Below are 21,297 nucleotides of genomic sequence, written 5' to 3' on the forward strand. Positions count from 1 at the left end.
CGGCGCGAAGATCGCCCGCAAGGTCGCGCCGCGGCTGGGGCTGAACCAAGAGGATTCCGAGACCGTCGAATGGCTGGTGCGCCATCACCTGCTGATGTCCGACGTGGCGCAGAAACGCGACCTGTCGGACCCGCGCACGATCCGCGATTTCGCCAAGCGCGTGAAGTCGCGCAAGCGGCTCGACCTGCTGACGGTGCTGACCGTCTGCGACATTCGCGGCGTCGGCCCGAATGTCTGGAACAACTGGAAAGCGACGCTGCTGCGCAAGCTGCATTCCGAGACCGCAATGGCGCTGGAGCACGGGCTGGAAGCGGTCAATCGCGAACAGCGCACCGACGAGGCCAAGCGGGCCTTGCGCGAGGTTCTGGAGGCGGATGACGGCTGGGACAAGGCACAGATCCGCGCCGAGCTGGGGCGTCACTACCCGCCCTATTGGCAGGCGCTCGCCACGGTCAATCACGAGATCTTCGCGCGGCTGCTGCGCGATCTGGGCGATGACGAGATCCGTATCGACCTGCATCCCGACGACGATCACGACGCGACCCGTGTGAGCTTCGCGCTGGCCGATCACCCCGGCATCTTCTCGCGGCTTTCGGGCGCGCTGGCGCTGGTCGGCGCGAATGTGGTCGACGCGCGCACCTACACCTCGAAGGACGGCTATGCGACCGCCGTCTTCTGGGTTCAGGATGCCGAGGGCCACCCCTACGAGGCGTCGAAACTGACCCGCCTGCGCGGCATGATCGAGAAGACGCTGAAAGGCGAGGTCGTCGCCCGCGAGGCGCTCAAGGATCGCGACAAGCTCAAGAAGCGTGAGCGCGAGTTCAAGTTCCCGACCCATATCACCATCGACAACGAAGGATCGGATATCTACACGATCATCGAAGTCGATACCCGCGACCGGCCCGGCCTTCTCTACGACCTGACCCGGGCGCTGGCGTCGAACAATATTTCGATCTCCTCGGCGGTGATCGCCACCTATGGCGCGCAGGTCGTGGACAGCTTCTATGTGAAAGACATGTTCGGCCTGAAACTGCATTCCAAACCCCGCCAGGAAGCGCTCGAGAAGAAGTTGATGGACGCCATCGCGTCAGGCGCGAAACGGGCGGGCAACTAATATGAAACCAATCCGGCTGGTGCGCGGCTTCCTCACGGTGGGCGGCTGGACCATGGCGAGCCGCATCCTCGGTTTTGCGCGCGACATGATGATCGCGGCCTACCTGGGTGCAGGCCCGGTGGCCGAGGCCTTCCTCGTGGCCTTCTCGCTGCCCAACCTGTTCCGCCGCTTCTTCGCAGAGGGCGCGTTCAACACCGCCTTCATCCCGATCTTCTCGAAAAAGCTGGAGGGCGGAGAGAATGCACAGGGCTTCGCACGCGAGGCGATGGGGGGATTGGCCTCTGTGCTGATCGTTCTCACGCTGGTGGCCTCGGCGGCGATGCCGTGGCTGGTGCTGGCGATGGCCTCGGGTTTCGCGGGCGATGAGCGTTTCACGATCGCCACAACTTATGGCCGGATCGCCTTTCCCTACATCCTCTTCATCTCGCTCAGCGCGCTTCTGTCGGGCGTGCTGAACGCGGCGGGGCATTTCGCCGCCGCGGCCGCAGCGCCGGTGCTGCTGAACATCACCTTCGTCATCGCGATGCTCATGGCCGATCAGGCAGGCTGGCCGGTGGGCGATGCGCTGGCCTGGGCCGTGCCGGTCGCGGGCGTGGCACAACTTGCGCTCGTCTGGGTCGCCGCATGGCGCGCGGGTTTCAAGATCGTCCCGAAGCGCCCGCGCCTGTCGCCAGACATGAAACGCCTTGTCCGTATCGCGATCCCGGCGATGCTCGCGGGCGGTGTGGTCCAGGTCAACCTGCTGGTGGGCCGTCAGGTCGCCTCGCATTTCGACGGCGCGATTGCGTGGCTGAACTATGCCGACCGGCTCTATCAGCTGCCGCTGGGTGTGGTGGGTATCGCGATTGGCGTGGTGCTGCTGCCCGACCTGTCGCGCCGGTTGCGCGGCGGCGACACGGCTGGCAGCCGCTATTCCTTCTCGCGCGCAGGCGAGTTCGCGCTCCTCTTCACCGTCGGCCCCGCCGTAGCGCTTCTGGTGGCAGCCCAGCCCATCGTCTCGGTCCTGTTCGAGCGCGGCCAGTTCACACACGAGGACACGATCGCCACCGCCTGGGCCACAGCGATCTACGGGCTCGGCCTGCCCGCCTTCGTGCTGCAGAAAGTGCTGCAGCCTTTGTATTTCGCCCGCGAGAACACCCGCACGCCGTTCAACTACGCGCTGGTCGCGATGGTGGTGAACGCGGTGCTGGCGATCGGGCTGTCCTTCGTGATCGGCTATCTCGCGGCGGCTGTCGGCACGACGCTCGCCGCCTGGGCGATGGTCGCGCAGCTCTGGCTCGGCGCGCGTCCGATGGGCGAGGCCGCGAGCTTCGATCACCGTTTCTACCGCCGCCTGCCCCGCATCGTGGTCGCGGCGCTGGTGATGGGCGCTGCGATCTGGGCGGTGACCTGGGCAGTGCCGGGCGCGTTCGCCGTGCCGGGCCTGCGCGCGTTGGCGCTGCTGGGGCTCGTGCTGTTCGGGATGCTCGTCTATTTCGGCACGGCTATCGCCATCGGTGCGATGCATATGGCCGATCTGAAAGGTGCGATGCGCCGCGGTCCGGGCGGGGCGTGAGGGGCTACTTTGGCGCGGGGCGACCAGCCCCGGGCCGCGCCCGCCCCTAAGTCCTCACCGCCGCCGCAGCCGCTGCAAGGTCCGTTGCATCCCGCCGGGCGCCACGAAGAAGCTCAGCACGAAACCAGCGACGAACCCGACGATATCCGCGATCCAGTCGGGGCGCGCGCCGAAGATCATCGCGAAAATCAGCTGAATGCCCATCAGCGCCCCGATCAACGAGAACGCCCGCAGCTGGTTCGCATTCTCCTGCCCCAGCCGCGTCCACAAGATCCACGTGAAGGCCCCGATCAGCCCGTAATCGCCCGGATAGCCGCCATAGAGCCCGATCTGCGTAAACGGCAGCGCCGCATAGACCAGCGCGCCAAGGATCGTCGCGCCGAAGAACACGACCGCCACGGCGAGCCCCGAGAAGATCTCGCCCACCATCTTGCCCAGCGCCAGAAGGAACACGAGCACGAAGATCGCCTGCGTCACCGAGGCGTTCACGAAAGGATAGGTCAAAATCCGCATCATCTGCTCGGGCGGATATTGACCGGTTTCGAACATTGCGCGCATCACCTGCGGCGAGAAAGCGAATTTCTGCAGCGCGTCGAGCCGCCAGCCCGCCGCCTGCGCCCCACCGATCAGCCCCGACTGGCCCATCGCGAAGAACAGCTCCGTCGCGATGATCGGCAGCGCCAAAAGCCAGACCACTGGCGGCAGCGGGTTCATCGGGTGTTCGTCATAGCCGTCGCGCATAATGGTCTCCTGCTCGCGGGCTCAGTTGCGCCCTTTGCGCTTTAGCGATAAGCGAGCGGAGAGCGGATTTCCACCCCGGGAGATCCTCAATGGCGGGCTTCCACCCCCCGCAGATCAGGAGCATCAGATGAGCGAGCAAGCGCAACCCCTCAACGCCAATTTCAAACCGCGGATCTTCTCCGGCATCCAGCCTTCTGGCGGGCTGACGCTGGGCAACTATCTGGGCGCGCTCAAGCGCTTTGCCCAGAAGCAGGACGAAGGGATCGAGACGATCTACTGCCTCGTCGACCTGCACGCGATCACGGTCTGGCAAGAGCCGGACGCGCTGCGCCGCAACACCCGCGAGGCGGCTGCCGCCTTCATCGCCTCGGGCGTCGATCCGAAGCGCTCGATCCTGTTCAACCAAAGCCAGGTCTCGGCCCATGCCGAACTGGCCTGGGCGTTCAATTGCGTCGCGCGTCTGGGCTGGATGAACCGGATGACCCAGTTCAAGGACAAGGCAGGCAAGAATGCCGAGAAGGCCAGCCTCGGCCTCTACGCCTACCCCGCGCTGATGGCCGCCGATATCCTTCTCTATCATGCGACGATGGTGCCGGTGGGCGAGGATCAGAAGCAGCATGTGGAGCTGACCCGCGACATCGCGGCCAAGTTCAACCATGACTACAAGACCGAGTTCTTCCCCGCCCCCGAGCCTCTGATCGAAGGCGCCGCGACCCGCGTGATGTCCCTGCGCGACGGCACCAAGAAGATGTCGAAATCCGACCCGTCGGATGCGAGCCGCATCAACCTGACCGACGATGCCGACACGATCGCCAAGAAGATCCGCAAGGCCGTGACCGATCCCGAGCCCCTGCCCTCGGATCTCGACGGGCTCAAGGACCGGGCGGAAGCGCGCAACCTCGTGAACATCTACGCGGCGCTGGCCGACATGACGCCGACGCAGGTGTTGGGTGAATATGGCGGCGAAGGCTTCGGCAAGTTCAAACCGGCGCTAGCCGAACTGGCGGTCGCGAAGCTCGCTCCGATCTCGGACGAGATGACCCGGCTGATGAACGATCCCTCCGAGATCGACAATATCCTCGGCGACGGCGCGAACCGGGCCGACGAGATCGCGCAGCCGATCCTGGGCAAGACGCTCGAGATCATGGGAATGATCCGCTCGCGCTAAGCGCGGCAAAACCAAAGCAAGAGGGGGCTCTGGCCTCCCGTCGCCGTAGGGCGACAAGACTTAAGGAAGAGGGGGCTCTGCCCCCTCGGGCTTTCGCCCTCCCCCCGGGATATTTCGACCAAGCCGAAACGCATCTTCCTCTTGGCACAAATATCCCGGGGGAGGCGCGGCACGCGCCGGGGGCGGAGCCCCCTTGCCGCCGCTCACGCCCCGCACTACGCTTCGGCAACAAGAGCTTACGAGCGGACCTCCCATGCGTATCGGCATCCTCCAAACCGGCCAATCCCCCGACGTTCTGCGCGACAAGGCGGGCGACTATCCTGACATGTTCGAAGCGCTGCTCGCCGGGCGCGGCCTCGAATTCCAACGCTACGACGTCGAGCATATGCACTTCCCGAAAAGCGTGCATGACTGCGACGGCTGGCTGATCACCGGCTCGCGCCACGGCGCCTATGAGGATCATCCCTTTATCAAGCCGCTCGAGACGTTCATCCGCGACGCCCATGCCGAGGCTGTCCCGATGGTGGGCATCTGTTTCGGCCATCAGATCATCGCGCAGGCGCTTGGCGGCAAGGTCGAGAAATTCTCCGGCGGCTGGGCCGTGGGCCCGCAGGATTACGATTTCGGCGGCGAGGTAATCGCGCTCAACGCGTGGCATCAAGATCAGGTGACCGAGCTGCCGCCGGGCGCGACCCCGATCGCGGGCAATGATTTCTGCGCCTACCCCGCGCTTGCCTATGGCGACACGATCTTCACCGTCCAGCCGCATCCTGAATTTCCCGACGCATTCGTGGAAGGGCTGATGGACACACGCGGGCGCGGCGTCGTGCCCGATGACCTGATGCAGGCCGCCCGCACGCGGCTCGGGCAGCCCAACGGCGCGTCCCGGATCGCCGAGCGCATCGCCGATTTCTTCCTCAAGACAAGGGTGCCCGCGCACCCGGAAAGCTGACCGATGAGCGACATGAAGGACTGGACCGACCGTATTCCGCAGGCCGCACGCGATTACATCGAAGGTCGGCGTCTCGACGAGGTGGAGTGCATCGTCGCCGATATCGCAGGGGTCGCGCGCGGCAAGGCGATGCCCGCTTCGAAATTCAAGTTTCAGGATCGCTTCTTCCTGCCGAACTCGATCTTTCTGCAGACGATCACAGGCGAATGGACCGACAACCCCTCGGGCGCATTCACCGAGCCGGACATGATCCTGACGCCCGATTTCTCGACCGCGACGGCCGCACCGTGGACGGCGGACTGGACCTTGCAGATCATCCATGACGTCGAGGACCAGCAGGGCAATCCGGTGCCGATCGCACCGCGCAACGTGCTCAAGCGCGTGCTCGCGCTCTATGAGGCCGAAGGGTGGACGCCCGTCGTCGCCCCCGAGATGGAATTCTTCCTCGTCGCGCGCAACGTCGACCCGAACCAGCCGATCATCCCGCCGATGGGACGCTCGGGTCGTCGAGCGGCCGCCAAGCAGGCCTATTCGATGTCGGCGGTCGATGAATACGGCAAGGTCATCGACGACATCTACGATTTCGCCGAACTTCAGGGCTTCGAGATCGACGGCATCTTGCAAGAGGGCGGCGCCGGGCAGATCGAGATCAACCTCGCCCATGGCGACCCGGTCGAACTGGCCGACCAGATTTTCTACTTCAAGCGGCTGATCCGCGAGGCCGCCCTGCGTCAGGATTGCTTCGCCACTTTCATGGCGAAACCGATCGAGGGCGAGCCGGGCTCGGCGATGCATATCCACCAGTCGGTGATCGACACCAAGACCGGCCAGAACATCTTCTCGGACGAGAATGGCGGCGAGACGGAAGCCTTCCTGCATTGCATCGCGGGGCTTCAGACGCACCTGCCTGCGGTGATCGCGCTGCTGGCGCCTTACGTGAACAGCTATCGCCGCTATGTGCCGGATTTCGCAGCGCCCATAAATCTCGAATGGGGTCGCGACAACCGCACGACGGGCCTGCGGGTGCCGATCTCCGGCCCGGCGGCGCGACGGATCGAGAACCGTCTGGCGGGGATGGATTGCAATCCCTATCTCGGGCTCGCGGCATCGCTTGCCTGCGCCTATCTGGGCCTCAAGGAAAAGCAGATGCCGAAGCCCGAATGTCTCGGCGACGCCTATATGTCGGCCGAGGACGTGCCGGTGAATCTGGGCGATGCGCTCGATCTCTTCTCGGAAAGCGCGCCGATCCGCGACGTGCTGGGGCCGGAATTCTGCGCGGTCTACGAGGCGGTGAAGCGCAACGAATACAAGGAATTCCTGCAGGTGATCTCGCCCTGGGAGCGCGAGCATCTGCTGATGAACGTGTGATGCGATGAACCTGCTCTTCGCCAATGACCGCAAGGGCGAGCACGCGCCGAGCTATTACGCAGCGACCGCGCTGACCGACCGGCGCTGGCCCGAGTTGAAGGGCCGCCACCGGGCGGATGTCTGCGTCGTGGGCGGCGGCTTCACCGGCCTCTCGGCGGCGCTGCATCTGGCGGAGAAGGGCTATTCGGTGCGGCTGCTGGAGGCCCATCGCGTGGGTTTCGGGGCGTCGGGACGAAATGGCGGGCAGGTCGGCTCGGGCCAGCGGCTGGAGCAGGACGATCTGGAGAAAGCCCACGGCCCCGAGATGGCGCGCAGGCTCTGGGATATCGGCGAGGACGCGAAGGCGCTGATCCGCGACCTGATCGCGCGCTATGAGATGGGTGTGACCTTCCATCCCGGCATCGCCCATGCCTGCCGGACGCAATCCGAAGTCGCGCATTCGCATCACATGGCGGAGAAGCTGGCCCGCGATTACGGCTACGATCAGGTGGAGCCGCTCTCCCGCGAGGCGTTGCACGCGATCCTGCCCTCGGAGGCCTATCTCGGCGGCGATATCGACCGGGGCGCGGGGCACCTGCATCCGTTGAATTTCGCGCAAGCCTTGGCGCTCGCCTGCGAAAAGGCGGGCGTGACGATCCACGAAGGCTCGCTCGTCCACCATATCCGCCCCGGCGAACCGGTACGCGTGCAGACCGAGCATGGCCATATCGACGCCGATCACCTGATTTTCGCGGCCAACGGCTATCTGGGCAACCTCGCCCCGCGCGTAGCCTCGCATGTCATGCCGATCAACAATTTCATCGTCGCGACGGAGCCGCTGGGGCCGCGCGTCGCCGAAGTTCTGCGCGAGAATGTCGCCGTGGCGGACACGAAATTCGTGGTGAATTACTGGCGGCTCTCTGACGATAACCGCCTGCTCTTCGGCGGCGGCGAGAGCTATGGCTACAAGTTTCCCGACATCGTGCAGACCGTGCGCAAGCCGATGCTGGAGGTCTACCCCTCCCTTGCGGATGTGAAGATCGACTACGCTTGGGGCGGCACGCTCGCGATCACCCGCACCCGGATGCCCTATTTCGCGCGGCCCTTGAAAAACGCGCTCTCGGCCAGCGGGTTTTCCGGCCATGGCGTCGCGATGGGCACGATGGCGGGCAAGATCATGGCCGAGGCGGTGGCTGGCCAAGCCGAGCGCTTCGACCTGATGGCCGGGCTGAAAGTGCCGGGCTTCCCGGGCGGCTCGCTCCTGCGCAGCCCGCTTCTGGTCGCCGCGATGACGTGGTTCTCGATGCGCGACAAGCTGGGGATCTAGGCAAGCCGCCGCCGCCTCAAATTTGGTCATGAATTCTTCATTGGCGCAAAAAGCGGCATTCGTGTAAAGAAAATCTGAAAGTCAGTTTCAGGATATCTTGCCATGCCGCGTGACGGACAGACCGCCCCGAATTGCTATGACGCCGAGGCCATCCCCGAGGCCGCCCGAGCCGAGATCGAACGTCTCCTGACCAGCGGAGACCTCTTCCGCTACACCTCCGCAGACGCGCCTGTCGCCAAGTTGGAAGCCGAATTCGCGGAATTCATGGGCGTGAAATACGCGGTCGCCGTGTCGTCGTGCTCGCAGGCGCTGTTCCTATCGATGAAGGCGCTCGACCTGCCGCGCGGGGCACGCGTGCTGGTCCCGGCCTTCACCTTCGCCGCCGTCCCCTCCGCCATCGTCCATGCCGATTGCGTCCCGGTTCTGGTCGAAGTCGGCTCCAACTTCCGCATCGACCTCGACGATTTCCGCGCAAAATTCGACGACAGCATCGACGCGGTGATGATCAGCCACATGCGCGGCCACACCTCCGATATGGACGCGATCATGGAACTGGCCGCCGAGAAGGGCGTGCCGGTGATCGAAGACGCCGCGCATTCGCTCGGCACGCTCTGGAATGGCAAGAAGATCGGCACGATCGGCAAGATCGGCTGCCTCTCCTTCCAGTCCTACAAGCTGATCAACGCGGGCGAAGGCGGCATCCTTCTGACCGACGATCCGGAACTGGCAGCCCGCGCTGTGATCATGTCGGGCGCCTACGAGCATAACTGGAAGAAGCACCCGGGGCTGCAAAACAGCTTCCATCACTGGCAAAACAAACTGCCGCTTTATAACTGCCGGATGCAGAACCTCTCCGCCGCCGTTATCCGCCCGCAGATCGCGGAAGTGGAGCGCCGCGTGAATGATGGCCGCGCGAACCACGACTATGTCGCCGAGCGACTGAACACGAGCGACTGGCTCGACGTGCCGCCGCCGCTCGGCCCCGAAACCCGCGCCCCGGATTCGCTGCAGTTCAACCTCGCGGGCGATTGGTCCGATGACGAGGCCCGCAAGCTGCAATCGGAGGCCAAGGCCCGCGGTGTCAGCGTGCAGGTCTTTGGCCTCAGCCAAGACAACGCGCGCGCCTTCTGGAACTGGCAGTTCCTCGGTGACGTACCGGAGCTGCCGAAAACCCGCGAGATGCTGATGCGCGCCTGCGATACGCGCCTGCCCGCACGCCTCAAGCAGCCGGATCTGGATTACATCGCCGATGCGATTCTGGAGGCAGTCATAGCGGTGAAGGGCTGAGGGGCGCTGCCCCCCCCTTCGCTCTTGGAAAAATATCCCGGGGGTGAGGCCGTCAGGCCGAGGGGGCAGAGCCCCCGCCTTACCCGGCCATCACGCGCGGATAGTCGATCTTCGGGCAGCGGTTCATCACGACCTTGACCCCCTGCCCGCGCGCCGTCTCGGCCGCTGCGTCATGAGACACGCCAAGCTGCATCCAGATGGTCTTGAGATGCGGCAGATGTGCCAAGGCCTCATCCACGACCTCCGGCACCGCCTCAGAACGGCGGAACACGTCGACCATATCCACCGCGATCTCGTCGGGGATTGCGCCGAGATCGGCATAGACCGTCTCGCCCAGCAGCTCTTGCCCGGCGAGCCCGGGATTGACCGGGATCACCCGGTAGCCTTTGGACTGCAGAAACCGCGCCACGTCATAAGAGGGGCGCTCCGGCTTGTGGGACATGCCGACCACGGCGATCACCTTCGCATTGCCCAGAATGTCGCGAATCTCGTCTTGCATCTGAAACCTCTACTTTGTCGCAGCCCTCTAAGAAAAATGCGCCCAAGCCTTAAAGGCTGGGCGCAATAGTGGCGGAACGAGGGACAGTGAACTAGAGGCGCGGCGGTTCCGAAGCTGCGCCTCTGACAGTGAGATAGGAACGCATCTCACCACTTTTAAGGTCCATACCCTCATAATCGCGATTTTGTGACCGTCAGCGGCTTGCGGATGCGTAAAGAGACACTGCGGCGGCATTCGAGACGTTGAGCGACCCGAATTCGCCCGCGAAGGGGATTCGCACCAGACGGTCGCAGGTTTCACGGGTTTTCTCGCGCAGCCCCGGCCCTTCGGCTCCCAGAACCAGCGCAACCGGTTCCATTCCCGCCTCGGACAGCCCGTCTTCGAGCGACATCTTGGCTTCACCTGCAAGCCCGATCAGCCGGAAGCCCATCTGGCGCAGCTCCTCCATCGCATCGGAGAGGTTCTTCACCCGCAGATAGGGCTGACGCTCCAGCGCGCCGGAGGCGGTTTTCGCAAGCGCACCGGTCTCGGGCGCGGAATGGCGATGCGGCGCGATCACGGCCGCCGCGCCGAAGACCTCGGCCGAGCGCAGGATCGCGCCCACGTTATGGGGATCGGTCACCCGGTCGAGCAGCACCACGCGGCGCGCATCGTAGCAGACATCCTTCAGCGCGCCCCAATCGAGCGGCTTCACCTCGAGCGCCGCACCCTGGTGGACGGAATCGGTCGAGATCGGCACGAATTTGTCGAACTTGCGCACATCGACGATCTCGGGCTCCATGCCAGAGGCCGCGATCGCCTCCGCTAGCTTGTCGGCGGCGTTCTTGGAGCAGACCAGCCGCAGCCGCTCGCGCATCGGGTTTTGCAGCGCGTCGCGCACCGCATGCAGGCCGAAGAGCCACACGGTCTCGGCGGCCGCAGCGCGCTTGGCACGTTCCTTTTCGATCACCCAGACTGGCTTTTTCATCGCGGGTCTCCTTTGGCCCCTACCTGCGCGGAATGGCCTCGTTTGGCAAGCTCTGATCCGGAGGGCAATTTTTCGGCAAACTCTCTCTTGACGCCTCCCGCCCCCTTTTGTATCTCCCGCCCAGCGTCGGGTGACGTGCTGCAAGGTGCGGCAGCGGACTGTAACTCCGCCGGGGCGACCCACGCCTGGTTCGATTCCAGGGTCACCCACCACTTCCCCCTCTTAAGGAACTGGTGACACGCGGCTCCCACGGGGGCCGCTGCGTTGAATAACGCGCATTCGCTGCGTCGTTTACTGCAGCACCGCCTTGCGGTTGAACCGCGCCTCTTCCGAGCTGCCGTCATCATAGATCAGCTTCACCCGCACCTCGGAGACCGAGCCCTGCGGCTGGCTGACATAGACATTATCGCCCGAGATCGCGTTGGGCTGGGCGGTGCCCTCGTGGCACTTCTCCATCTTGAACGACTTGCTCGGCGGCGCGCCGTTGAAACCATAGCGAATCTCGCTCAGCCCGCAGCGCCACGCCAGAAGATGGGTAAAATAGACCAGATCCTTCCCGCCATATTCCCGGATCGCGACCCAGGAATCGCGGGTCATGCCGAGAATCGGGCGCACTTCGGCGGCGGTGGTGAAATTCTGCGCGCTCGCCGGGCCGCTCAACGCGAGGCCACACAGCGTCAGCGCTGCTAACTTGCTTATCCGTATCACCTTTTACCCCTGAACTTTCTCGCTATACTGCACCAAACCCTCCGACAGGCGGCAGTATGGCGGCGACCCCCCGGACTTCACAACCCTATAACATCTTCTGTGTTGCACAGGCGGGACGGCTGGAATTCGAGGCAATTCTTTTCGCGCTGAGCTTTCGCGCGGCCAATCCGGAGTTCATAGGGCGCCTGCTGATAGCCGAGCCGCAGCCCGGACCGCGCTGGTCCGACGAGACGCGGATTTCCGGTCCGGTGCGGGCGCTGCTTGAAGATGCGGGCGCGGAAATCGTGCCCTTCGAGTCGAAAATCTTCGGTCAGTCCTATCCCTATGGCAACAAGATCGAGGCGCTCGCCGCCCTGCCCGAAGGGGAGCCCTTCGTCTTCTTCGACACCGATACGGTCTTCACCGGACCGCTGTCGCAGATTGGCTTCGATTTCGACCGCCCTTCGGCGTCGATGCGGCGCACCGGCACATGGCCCGAGCCGCCGCTTTACGGTCCCGGCTACGCGGGTATCTGGAAATCGCTCTACGACAAGTTCGGGCTGGACGGGTTCGAGGAAACGCTCGATCTGAGCCAGCCGGACGAATACTGGCGGCGCTATATGTATTTCAACGCGGGTTGGTTCTTCGGCGCCGACCCCGTCGAATTCGGCGCGCGCTTCCTGCGATACGCCCGCGAAATCCGCGACGATGCACCCGACGAACTGGCCTGCCAGTCGCTCGACCCGTGGCTCGATCAGGTGGCCCTGCCACTGGTGATCCATTCCTTCGGCGGCGGGCGTCCGGGGCCGGAGCTCGATGGGCTCGACGGCGAGATCACCTGCCATTACCGCGCCCTGCCGCTAATGTATGCGCGCGAAAGCGAGGCCGTGATCGACACGGTCGAAGAGCTGACGGCCCCGAACAAGATCAAGAAGGTGCTGAAGGCCTACGAGCCTGCGAAGAAGCTGATCTATCAGGGCAAGGGCCGCAAACTGCGCGCGATCATCGCCGAAGAAGGGATGCCGCGCCACGAGAAGGCGCTGCGCAACCGGATCAAGCGCGCGAAGCTCTGGATGCGCTGAGCCGCGCGAGCTGCCCCCTCTCATCACGCAAAACGAATGTGTTTGTCGGCCTCCCCCGGTCCCGCTAACGTCTCGGCAAGAGAAGAGGAGCCCCAGACCATGTCCGATTACGCTTTCGACACCCTGCAAATTCACGCCGCCGCCGAGCCCGATCCCGCGACCGGCGCGGTGCAGGTGCCGATCTACCAGACCACATCCTACGCCTTCAAAGACGCCGACCACGCGGCGCGCCTGTTCAACCTCGAAGAAGTGGGCTTCATCTATTCGCGCCTGACCAACCCGACGGTGATGAAACTGGCCGAACGTGTCGCGGCGCTGGAAGGTGCCGCGGGCGGGGTAACCTGTTCCTCGGGTCACGCGGCGCAGATCATGGCGCTCTTCCCGCTGATGGGACCGGGGCTGAACATCGTGGCCTCGACGCGGCTCTATGGCGGCTCGATCACCCAGTTCAGCCACACGATCAAACGCTTCGGCTGGTCCTGCACCTTCGTCGATTTCGACGATCTCGACGCGCTGGAAGCCGCGGTGGACGAGAACACCCGCGCGATCTTCTGCGAGTCGATCTCGAACCCGGGCGGCTACATCACCGACCTTCCGGCGGTGGCGAAAGTCGCCGACAAGGTCGGCCTGCCGCTGATCGTCGACAACACGCTGGCCACCCCTTACCTGTGCCGCCCGATCGAACATGGCGCGACGCTCGTCGTCCACTCGCTGACGAAATACATGACCGGCAACGGCACCGTCACCGGCGGCTGCGTCGTCGATAGCGGCAAGTTCGACTGGTCGGCGTCGGGCAAGTTCCCCTCGCTGAGCGAACCCGAACCCGCCTATCACGGGCTGAAATTCCACGAGGCGCTGGGGCCGATGGCCTTCACCTTCCACTCGATCGCGGTGGGTCTGCGCGATCTCGGCATGACGATGAACCCGCAAGGCGCGCATTACACGCTGATGGGGATCGAGACGCTGAGCCTGCGGATGGACAAGCACAACGCCAATGCGAAAGCCGTGGCCGAATGGCTCGAGAAGGACCCGCGCATCGACTACGTGACCTATGCCGGGCTGGAGAGCTCGCCGTGGCACGAGCGGATGAAGACCATCTCGCCGAAGGGCGCAGGCGGGCTGTTCACCGTCGCGGTGAAGGGCGGCTACGACGCCTGCGTGAAGCTGGTGAACAATCTCAAGCTGTTCAGCCATGTCGCGAATTTGGGGGATGCGCGCTCGCTGATCATCCACTCGGCCTCGACCACGCACCGCCAGCTGACCGAGGCGCAGCAAATCGCCGCAGGGGCCGCGCCGAACGTGGTGCGCCTGTCGATCGGCATCGAGAATGTCGACGATCTGATCGCCGATCTCGATCAGGCGCTGAGCGCCGCAACCAGCTGATAACAAACATGGCGCGCCGCGAAACCGGCGCGCCATTCAAACCACTTCTCATTGCATTTCGAACATTTCTTCCGGCGCTCGCTGCGGCTGCGCCGTCGAAACAGTGGAAAACCGGCAATTGCCCGCTCCGCCCCGGTCGCGACGCTTTTCAGAAGATCGAATCTCCTTTACGAAGATGTGAAGAGTTGGACCGGACCGCTCCGAGGCGCGCGCAGTACCCATGAAACCCGATTTTGCATTGATCCTCTCGCATGATGGCATCGCTCTGGTGCACCGCGCGAAAGAGGGCTGGACGCTTCTGGGCGAGGCCGCGCTCGAAGGCGATGACCCGATGGCCGAGGTCGCAGCCCTGCGCGACAAGGCACGCGCGCAGGCGCCGCGCGGCTTCACCTCGAAGCTTGTGCTGCCGGATTCGCAAATCCTCTACACCGCGATCTATGCGCCCGGCCCCAGCCCCGCGCAGCGCAAGACCCAGATCGAGATCGCGCTGGAGGGCATGACGCCCTACCCGGTCAGCGAGTTGGTCTATGATTTCGTAGGCCCCGGCCAGACCGTGCAGGTCGCCGTGATCGCGCGCGAGACGCTGAAGGAAGCCGAGAGCTTCGCGCAGGAGAACGGCTTCAACCCGGTCAGCTTCGTGGCCGCCCCCGAGCCCGGCGATTTTCCCGGGGAGCCGCATTTCGGCCTGACCTCTTCGGTCGCGCAGCACATCCCCGAAGGCGCGCATGTCGAGCCTGACAAATCCGCCCTGATCGTGGCCGTCGATCTGTCCGAGGATGCGACCGAGGCGTTGGCGGAAGCCGTGACGCAGGAGGCGCCCCTCGCTAAGGCGGACGCAGCCGACGCTCAAAGCGACATCACAGATCTTGCCGACGATAGCGCGGTCTCGGAAACCGAACTGGCCGAGTTGAGCGCCTTGGACCAACCGACGGAGGCAGCTTCGGCGGAGGAACCCGAGGCCACGCTGCCGGAAGAGCCGGGCGAATTCTCCGATCTGCTCGCGGCCTCTGAGGGTGAAACCGACGCGCAAGATACGAGTGCCCCCGAGGCCCCGAGCGACGACACGCCCGGCGCAGAAAGCCCCGCCGCCAAGGCTGCCGAAGCGGTCACGGCAGGCGAAGTCGCCTCCGAGGAAACCCAGGCGACGGAGGCGGTCGAGCTCGCCGAGGCCGAGCCGAACGATACGGCCATTGATGACGCCGAGGATGGCGTTGAGCCCTCGGACGCGTCGCTGACCGCCGCAGGCCTTGCCGCCACCCCGGCCGTGCCCGAGGCCGCAGAACCCGACGCAAAGCCCGAGGAGGCGACCTCTAACTCGGAGGACGAAGGCCACGATACATCCGAGGATGACGACGACGATCTGCCGAAATCCGATGCCAGCGTAATCGCCGCCGCTTTCGCCTCGCGCCGGGATCACACGACCACCGTGACCGTGAACGAGACGCCCCCCCGGCTCGGCGGAGCCACGCGGCTCCACCCTCAGCCCGATCGCAGCGAGATCGCCGCGGGCAGCGCCAAGATCGCTGCGCCGAGCCTCGATTTCGACGAGCCCGATCCGCGTTTTGAGCCGAAAGCGGCTCCAAGAGCCGGCGCGAAAGGGGCCAAACCCGTGGGCGCCGCGGCACGCAAGGGCACCGGCGGCGCGGGCGCGCTTGGCGCGAAACCCGCGACCTCGCTGCTGCGCAAGGAGGCGAAGGACGGGCCGGATCCGAGCACCGCGACCCCGGCCCCCATCGTCGAGACCTCGCAGGACAAGACCGTTTTCGGCGGCACCAAGCGCCCCGCGACCGGCGGCAAGCCGCGTCATCTCGGGCTGATGCTCACCGGTGCGCTGGTGCTGGTTCTGGCGATCATCGCGCTGTGGACCACCCTGCTCGACGACCCCGCTCCGGTCGATGCACCGACGGACACCATCGCCGAGGCGCCTGCCCCGGATGCGAATGACGCCCCCGAGCAGACCGCACTCGCACCGGCCACGCCCGACACGACCGCCACTCCCGAAGTCGCAGAGCCGGGCTCGCAGGCGCAAACCGACGCGGCACCCGAACAGCCTGCCCGCGAGAGCGATCAGGTCGCAGCGCTCGCCCCTGCCGATGAGCAGCCCGCTCCGGCAGCTCCAAGCGACGAGGCCGCCACGGCCGCGACTGACGACACCGCCGCGGCGGATGAGGCGACGCCCGCCAAGACCGGCACCGAGACGGCGGCAACCGAGCAGCCTACCGATACGCAGCCAGCCGATACGGCCACGGCAGACCAGCTCGCAGATACGCAGCCGGACACTCCCGACACCGCGGGAGAAACGACCGCTAACACCGCACCGGTTTCGCAGGCAGAGGCGGCGGACAGCACGGTGGACACCCAAGCGGACGCGGCTACCGGCGACGCCGCTACCAGCGACGCCCCGCAGAGCGACACAACCGAGCCTCCGGCGACCGAGGCGCAAAACGCGACGACCGAGACACAGCCGTCCAACCTGCCGGCCTTCACCGCGACGCCGCTCGATCCGCCAAGCGCCGAGACGCTGCAAAGCGAGACGCCGCCGCCGGACACCCCGCCCGTCACACCGACGGAGGACGGGGTCGAGATGCCGGGCGGCTTCACGCTTTTCGCGGGCGAACCCGACGTTACGCCGGGCTCCCGCCCCGAAGCGGTCGCGCAGGCCTATGCCGAGACGCAGCCGGTCACGCCGGAAGGCACGCTGGGCGCGATCCCGTCGCTCTCGGGCTTCCGCCCGGCCAACCGCCCCGCTGATCTCACCGGCGCGGCCCCTGCGCCGGAGCAGACCGATCCCGCAGCGCAGGCCGATCCCAACGATCAAGGCGCGCTGGACCCGGCGCTGCAGCCCAACCCCGAACTCCAGACCACGCGCCCGACGGCCCGGCCCGACGCCGTGACCGAGCTCGCCTCGACCCAGGCGCCCGCTTCGGAATCGGCCGCGGTCGCGAACCCCGAACTCGCCGCGCTGCGCCCCGAGCGTCGCCCGACCTCGATCCAGGAAGCTGTCTCCGCAGCGGTGCAGGCGCAAGATGACGCCGTCGCCGAGAACACCGATCCCTTCGCCGGCGCGACCGCTCTGGCCGTGGCGCGCTCCGCTCCCCCGCCGACGAAACCGCGCAATTTCTCGCGCTCGGTCGAGAACGCACTGGCCGCCGCGATAGCCGCCGAGCCCGCCCCGTCGGTTGCCGCAGCGGCTGCGCGCGCCCCTGTCGCGACGCCCGTACCCGACCCGAGACCCGCCGACCTCGACGAGCCCGAGCCCACGGCTGCGCCGCCGCGCCTGCCGACCTCGGCCTCCGTCGCCCGTCAGGCGACCGAAGAGAACGTGATCAACCTGCGCAAGATCAACCTGATCGGGCTTTATGGCTCCTCCTCGAACCGGCGCGCACTGGTGCGGCTCTCGAATGGGCGCTTCGTGAAAGTGGGCGTGGGTGACCGGCTGGATGGCGGGCGCGTGACGCAGATCGGCTCCAACGCGCTGACCTACAAGAAAGGGTCGCGCAACCTGACGCTGAAGCTGCTGCAAGGCGGCTAACCGCGCCCGGCGCAACCATTCTTTCCCCTGCGCCCTTGCGCACCGCCCGCGCCGGACTACGCTGGGGAATAGCCGCGTCGCGCTCCTCCCCCGCGCACCCGCCCAAGGATGCAAGCCGCCAATGGAAAGCTTTCTGTTCCAAGCCACGTTCTACCTGCTCGCGATGGTCATCGCGGTGCCGCTGGCCACGCGTGCGGGCCTCGGCTCGGTGCTGGGCTATCTGATCGCGGGCATCCTGATCGGCCCCGCCACGGGACTCTCCGGCGCGGAAATGACCGACCTCCAGCACTTCGCGGAATTCGGCGTGGTGATGATGCTGTTCCTGATCGGGCTGGAACTGGAGCCGCGCGCGCTTTGGGCAATGCGCGACAAGCTGATCGGCCTTGGCGGGTTGCAGGTGCTGGTTACGATGATCCTCGTCACCGTGATCGTCATGGCGATGGGCGAGGATTTCCGCGTCTCGCTGGCGATCGGGATGACGCTGTCGCTGTCCTCGACCGCGATCGTGCTGCAGACGCTGAATGAAAAGCGGTTGATGCAGACAGCGGGCGGGCGGTCATCGTTTGCGGTGCTGCTGACGCAGGATATCGCGGTGATCCCGATGCTGGCGCTGATGCCGCTTCTGGCCCTGCCCGGCGCGCGCGCGGTGGCCAAGGCGGGGCATGGCGATCACGTCGTGGCTCGCCTTATCGACTCGCTGCCCGCCTGGGGTGTCACCGTGATCACGCTGGCAGCCGTCGCCCTCACCGTCTTGATGGGGCACTACCTCGTGCGCCCGCTCTTCCGCTTCGTGCAAGGCGCGCGGCTGCGCGAGGTGAATACCGCGATGGCCCTGCTGATCGTGGTGGGCATCGCGAGCCTGATGAACCTCGTGGGCCTCTCGCCCGCGCTTGGCACCTTTCTCGCGGGTGTCGTGCTGGCCGATAGCGAGTTCAAGCACGAGATGGAATCCGACATCGAGCCCTTCAAAGGGCTGCTGATGGGGCTGTTCTTCATCACCGTGGGCGCGGGCATCAATTTCGACGTCATCACCGCGCAGCCCGCCAATATCTTCGCGCTGGTCTTCCTGCTGGTCGCGCTGAAATCGGCGGTGCTTTACGGCCTCTCGGTGCTGTTCAAGATCCGCGGGCCGGATCGCTCGCTGTTCACCCTGAGCCTCGCACAAGCGGGGGAATTCGGCTTCGTGCTGGTCTCCTTCGCGGTGGGGCAACGCATCCTGCCCAACGCCTTGGCCGAGAAGCTTCTGGTGGTGATCGCGCTGTCGATGCTGATCACGCCCTTGCTGTTCATCCTGCACGAGCAGATCGGGTTGCGGCTGCGCAAGCCCCCCGGCCCGGACCCAGACGCGATCGACGAGCAGCAGCCGATCATCATCGCGGGGGTGGGCCGCTTCGGTCAGGTGGTGAACCGGCTGGTGACGATGTCGGGGATGCGCACGACGGTTCTGGACGCCGATCTCAAGACGATCCAGCTGATGCGGACCTTCGGCTTCAAGGGCTATTTCGGCGACCCGACGCGGCCCGATCTGCTCGCCGCGGCCGGGATTAATCAGGCGCGTGTGCTGGTGGTGGCGCTGGACGGGCGCGAGAACACCACGAAACTGGTTGCCTATGCGCGCCGGATCCGGCCCGATCTGCATATCGTCGCGCGTGCCCGCGACCGGACGCATGTGTTCGACCTGTATCGGGCGGGCGCGAATGACATCGTGCGCGAGATGTTCGACAGCTCGCTGCGCGCCGGGCGCTACGTGCTGGAGAATGCGGGGCTCTCGGCCTTCGAGGCCTCCGAGCTTGAGAAGCTGTTCTTCAAGCTCGACCGGGCCGCGGTACGCGATCTGGCGCAGGTCTGGAAGCCGGGCGTCCCGGTGGAGCAGAACCCCGATTACATCGCGCGCACGAAGGAGCTCAACGCCGAGCTGGAAGCTGCGATGATGGAGCAGTTCCGCCGCCGCGGCGAGCGCGACGAGAGCGACCGCGAGGCACCGGGCAGCGAGAAGACCGGCCCCGAAGCCTGAGCCTCGCCCTGCCCTGCGCACATGAAAAAACGCGAGGCTCGCAAGCCTCGCGTTGGAAAAGTTCCGCTAGTGTCGGGATCAGGCGGCGCGGCCGACCAGAACCTCGTCGACGGTTTTCGCGGCACGCTCTTCGTCGGTGCCCGAAACGGCGGCGACTTCGCGGGTCAGACGCTCGAGCGCAGCTTCATAGAGCTGACGCTCCGAGTAGGACTGCTCGCGCTGATCGTCGCTGCGGTGCAGGTCGCGCACCACTTCAGCGATCGCGAGCAGATCGCCCGAGTTGATCTTCTGTTCGTATTCCTGCGCGCGGCGCGACCACATCGCCCGCTTGACCTTCGCCTTGCCCTTGAGGGTCTCAAGCGCTTTGGTCACCATGTCAGGCGACGAGAGGCTGCGCATCCCGACTTCGGTCGCCTTGTGCGTCGGCACACGCAGGGTCATCTTGTCCTTCTCGAAGGAGATCACGAAAAGCTCGAGCTTGAGCCCGGCGATTTCCTGTTCTTCGATGGACATGATTTTCCCCACGCCATGCGCCGGGTAGACGACGAAATCATTGGGGCGGAATTCGGTCTTCTTGGTCTTGGTCATGCGGTTCGTTTCCTTGCAGCCGGTCACGAACCCCGGTATCCAGCGAGCATACGACGCCCACGGGGCTGAATAGCTCCGCGTTCGTCAGTCAGTCACGAGATCTCTTTTGCGGGCGAGCAGGCGACGCAAAAGGTGGGGTCGAACTCATTTTGTAACAGTAATATAGCAAAAAACGCGTGCATTTCAAAGCGCGTTACTGTCGCGCATGTGTAATATCACACGATTTCAGTGGGTTATGCAGCGCATTTTGACACTTTGCCGCAGCGTAAACCGCCCCAATTCGCTCAGAATCGGGCAAATTGGTCAGAATCACCGACCCGTCAGTCGCCTTCGCCGGGCGCCTCGGAGAAATACTTCTCCAGCTTGCCACTCTCGCCGTCGTGTTTCTCGGCATCCGGCATCGGATCTTTCTTCTGGGTGATCACCGGCCAGAGCTCGGAATATTTCCGGTTGAGTTCGACCCAGGATTCCATTCCCGGCTCGGTATCCGGACGGATCGCATCGGCGGGGCATTCCGGCTCGCAGACGCCGCAGTCGATGCATTCGTCAGGATGGATCACCAACGTGTTCTCCCCCTCGTAGAAGCAATCCACCGGGCAGACCTCGACGCAGTCGGTATATTTGCAGTTGATGCAGTTATCGATGACGACGTAGGTCATTGGTGAAACCCCGATTGAACAGCTTCCTGACCCGTCCTAGCGGGGGATGCCCCCTCTTTCAAGAGAGAGCCCGAGCTTTTCGCTGCGGCATTCCTCACAGCTTAGCCTTCCGGTTCGAGCAATGCATAAAGCGTCTGCGCCTCGACCGCCGGACCGCGCCGGGTGCCGCAGTCCAGCACCCGCAAAACGCAGATCCGCGCATCCTGCCCTTTGCCGAGTCGCAGCGTCAGCACATCGCCCGGACCGATCGCCCGGCCGGGCTTGTCGATGCGCTGACCGTTGACGCGCGCCTTGCCACCCTGCACCAGCTCCTGCGCGAGGCCGCGGGTCTTACAGAACCGCGCCTGCCAGAGCCATTTGTCGATGCGGATGCGCTCGGGCGCGTCAGCCATGGC

Annotated in this window: 18 protein-coding genes and 1 tRNA gene; 12 read left to right on the forward strand and 7 right to left on the reverse strand. The window is 65.2% G+C overall.

The genetic code is table 11. The features are described from left to right. Positions 1-1,114, forward strand: a 1,114-nt coding sequence (locus tag B3D39_RS15005; RefSeq protein WP_286789846.1) for an ACT domain-containing protein, incomplete at its 5' end; no start/stop codon positions are given. A 1-nt stretch (position 1,115) separates the two neighbouring features. Then, a complete protein-coding gene (murJ, locus tag B3D39_RS15010; protein ID WP_274961828.1) occupies positions 1,116-2,669 on the forward strand; it encodes a murein biosynthesis integral membrane protein MurJ in 1,554 nt (517 codons plus the stop codon). 54 nt (positions 2,670-2,723) lie between these two features. On the opposite strand, the gene B3D39_RS15015 is transcribed toward murJ, so the two are convergent. Beyond that, on the reverse strand, positions 2,724-3,410 hold the full coding sequence (locus B3D39_RS15015; protein ID WP_078569921.1) for a rhomboid family intramembrane serine protease: 687 nt from the start codon (positions 3,408-3,410) through the stop codon (positions 2,724-2,726). A gap of 127 nt (positions 3,411-3,537) precedes the next feature. Here B3D39_RS15015 and trpS point away from each other — a divergent pair, with 127 nt between their 5' ends. The 5 genes from trpS to B3D39_RS15040 all read left to right on the forward strand — a co-directional run bounded on the left by trpS (position 3,538) and on the right by B3D39_RS15040 (position 9,491). After that, the gene (gene trpS / locus B3D39_RS15020; protein ID WP_274961829.1) at positions 3,538-4,578 is read left to right on the forward strand and encodes a tryptophan--tRNA ligase; all 1,041 of its coding nucleotides are present in this window, start codon (positions 3,538-3,540) and stop codon (positions 4,576-4,578) included. Between the two features lie 253 nt (positions 4,579-4,831). Then, positions 4,832-5,530 (forward strand): type 1 glutamine amidotransferase, encoded by a 699-nt coding sequence (locus B3D39_RS15025; RefSeq protein ID WP_274961830.1) that lies wholly within the window; start codon positions 4,832-4,834, stop codon positions 5,528-5,530. Between the two features lie 12 nt (positions 5,531-5,542). Then, the gene (locus B3D39_RS15030; RefSeq protein WP_078520601.1) at positions 5,543-6,898 is read left to right on the forward strand and encodes a glutamine synthetase family protein; all 1,356 of its coding nucleotides are present in this window, start codon (positions 5,543-5,545) and stop codon (positions 6,896-6,898) included. Between the two features lie 4 nt (positions 6,899-6,902). After that, positions 6,903-8,204, forward strand: a complete 1,302-nt coding sequence (locus tag B3D39_RS15035; protein WP_274961831.1) for an NAD(P)/FAD-dependent oxidoreductase — start codon at positions 6,903-6,905, stop codon at positions 8,202-8,204. Between the two features lie 102 nt (positions 8,205-8,306). Beyond that, positions 8,307-9,491, forward strand: a complete 1,185-nt coding sequence (locus B3D39_RS15040) for a DegT/DnrJ/EryC1/StrS family aminotransferase (protein WP_274961832.1) — start codon at positions 8,307-8,309, stop codon at positions 9,489-9,491. 79 nt (positions 9,492-9,570) lie between these two features. On the opposite strand, the gene B3D39_RS15045 is transcribed toward B3D39_RS15040, so the two are convergent. Beyond that, positions 9,571-9,990, reverse strand: a complete 420-nt coding sequence (locus tag B3D39_RS15045) for a CoA-binding protein (protein ID WP_274961833.1) — start codon at positions 9,988-9,990, stop codon at positions 9,571-9,573. A gap of 193 nt (positions 9,991-10,183) precedes the next feature. Continuing rightward, a complete protein-coding gene (gene rlmB, locus B3D39_RS15050; RefSeq protein WP_083075713.1) occupies positions 10,184-10,957 on the reverse strand; it encodes a 23S rRNA (guanosine(2251)-2'-O)-methyltransferase RlmB in 774 nt (257 codons plus the stop codon). 128 nt (positions 10,958-11,085) lie between these two features. On the opposite strand from rlmB, the gene B3D39_RS15055 reads away from it, so the two are divergent. Continuing rightward, a tRNA-Tyr gene (locus tag B3D39_RS15055) sits at positions 11,086-11,169 on the forward strand. Positions 11,170-11,248: 79 nt separating this feature from the next. Here B3D39_RS15055 and B3D39_RS15060 read toward each other — a convergent pair. After that, positions 11,249-11,554: a hypothetical protein gene (locus B3D39_RS15060; protein ID WP_246831722.1), complete on the reverse strand. Its 306-nt coding sequence runs from the start codon at positions 11,552-11,554 to the stop codon at positions 11,249-11,251. Between the two features lie 167 nt (positions 11,555-11,721). Here B3D39_RS15060 and B3D39_RS15065 point away from each other — a divergent pair, with 167 nt between their 5' ends. The 4 genes from B3D39_RS15065 to B3D39_RS15080 all read left to right on the forward strand — a co-directional run bounded on the left by B3D39_RS15065 (position 11,722) and on the right by B3D39_RS15080 (position 19,655). Beyond that, the gene (locus B3D39_RS15065; protein WP_274961834.1) at positions 11,722-12,726 is read left to right on the forward strand and encodes a hypothetical protein; all 1,005 of its coding nucleotides are present in this window, start codon (positions 11,722-11,724) and stop codon (positions 12,724-12,726) included. Between the two features lie 99 nt (positions 12,727-12,825). After that, entirely contained in the window at positions 12,826-14,109 is a 1,284-nt protein-coding gene (locus B3D39_RS15070; RefSeq protein ID WP_078600375.1) for an O-acetylhomoserine aminocarboxypropyltransferase/cysteine synthase family protein, read from the forward strand. A gap of 220 nt (positions 14,110-14,329) precedes the next feature. Continuing rightward, entirely contained in the window at positions 14,330-17,641 is a 3,312-nt protein-coding gene (locus tag B3D39_RS15075) for a hypothetical protein (RefSeq protein WP_274961835.1), read from the forward strand. 121 nt (positions 17,642-17,762) lie between these two features. Further along, positions 17,763-19,655 (forward strand): monovalent cation:proton antiporter-2 (CPA2) family protein, encoded by a 1,893-nt coding sequence (locus B3D39_RS15080; protein WP_274961836.1) that lies wholly within the window; start codon positions 17,763-17,765, stop codon positions 19,653-19,655. 78 nt (positions 19,656-19,733) lie between these two features. Here B3D39_RS15080 and B3D39_RS15085 read toward each other — a convergent pair whose 3' ends face one another. From B3D39_RS15085 to B3D39_RS15095, 3 genes are all read right to left on the reverse strand, one after another. Further along, positions 19,734-20,243: a CarD family transcriptional regulator gene (locus tag B3D39_RS15085; RefSeq protein WP_075774088.1), complete on the reverse strand. Its 510-nt coding sequence runs from the start codon at positions 20,241-20,243 to the stop codon at positions 19,734-19,736. Positions 20,244-20,563: 320 nt separating this feature from the next. Continuing rightward, positions 20,564-20,902: a ferredoxin FdxA gene (gene fdxA / locus B3D39_RS15090; protein ID WP_078520521.1), complete on the reverse strand. Its 339-nt coding sequence runs from the start codon at positions 20,900-20,902 to the stop codon at positions 20,564-20,566. A gap of 101 nt (positions 20,903-21,003) precedes the next feature. Further along, positions 21,004-21,294 carry an RNA-binding S4 domain-containing protein gene (locus B3D39_RS15095; RefSeq protein WP_078600379.1) on the reverse strand — a complete coding sequence of 97 codons (291 nt, stop codon included), beginning with the start codon at positions 21,292-21,294 and terminating at the stop codon, positions 21,004-21,006. Between the last annotated feature and the right edge of the window lie 3 nt (positions 21,295-21,297).

Source organism: Thioclava sp. UBA3469, from assembly GCF_002378135.1.
Classification (GTDB): Bacteria; Pseudomonadota; Alphaproteobacteria; order Rhodobacterales; family Rhodobacteraceae; genus Thioclava; species Thioclava sediminum.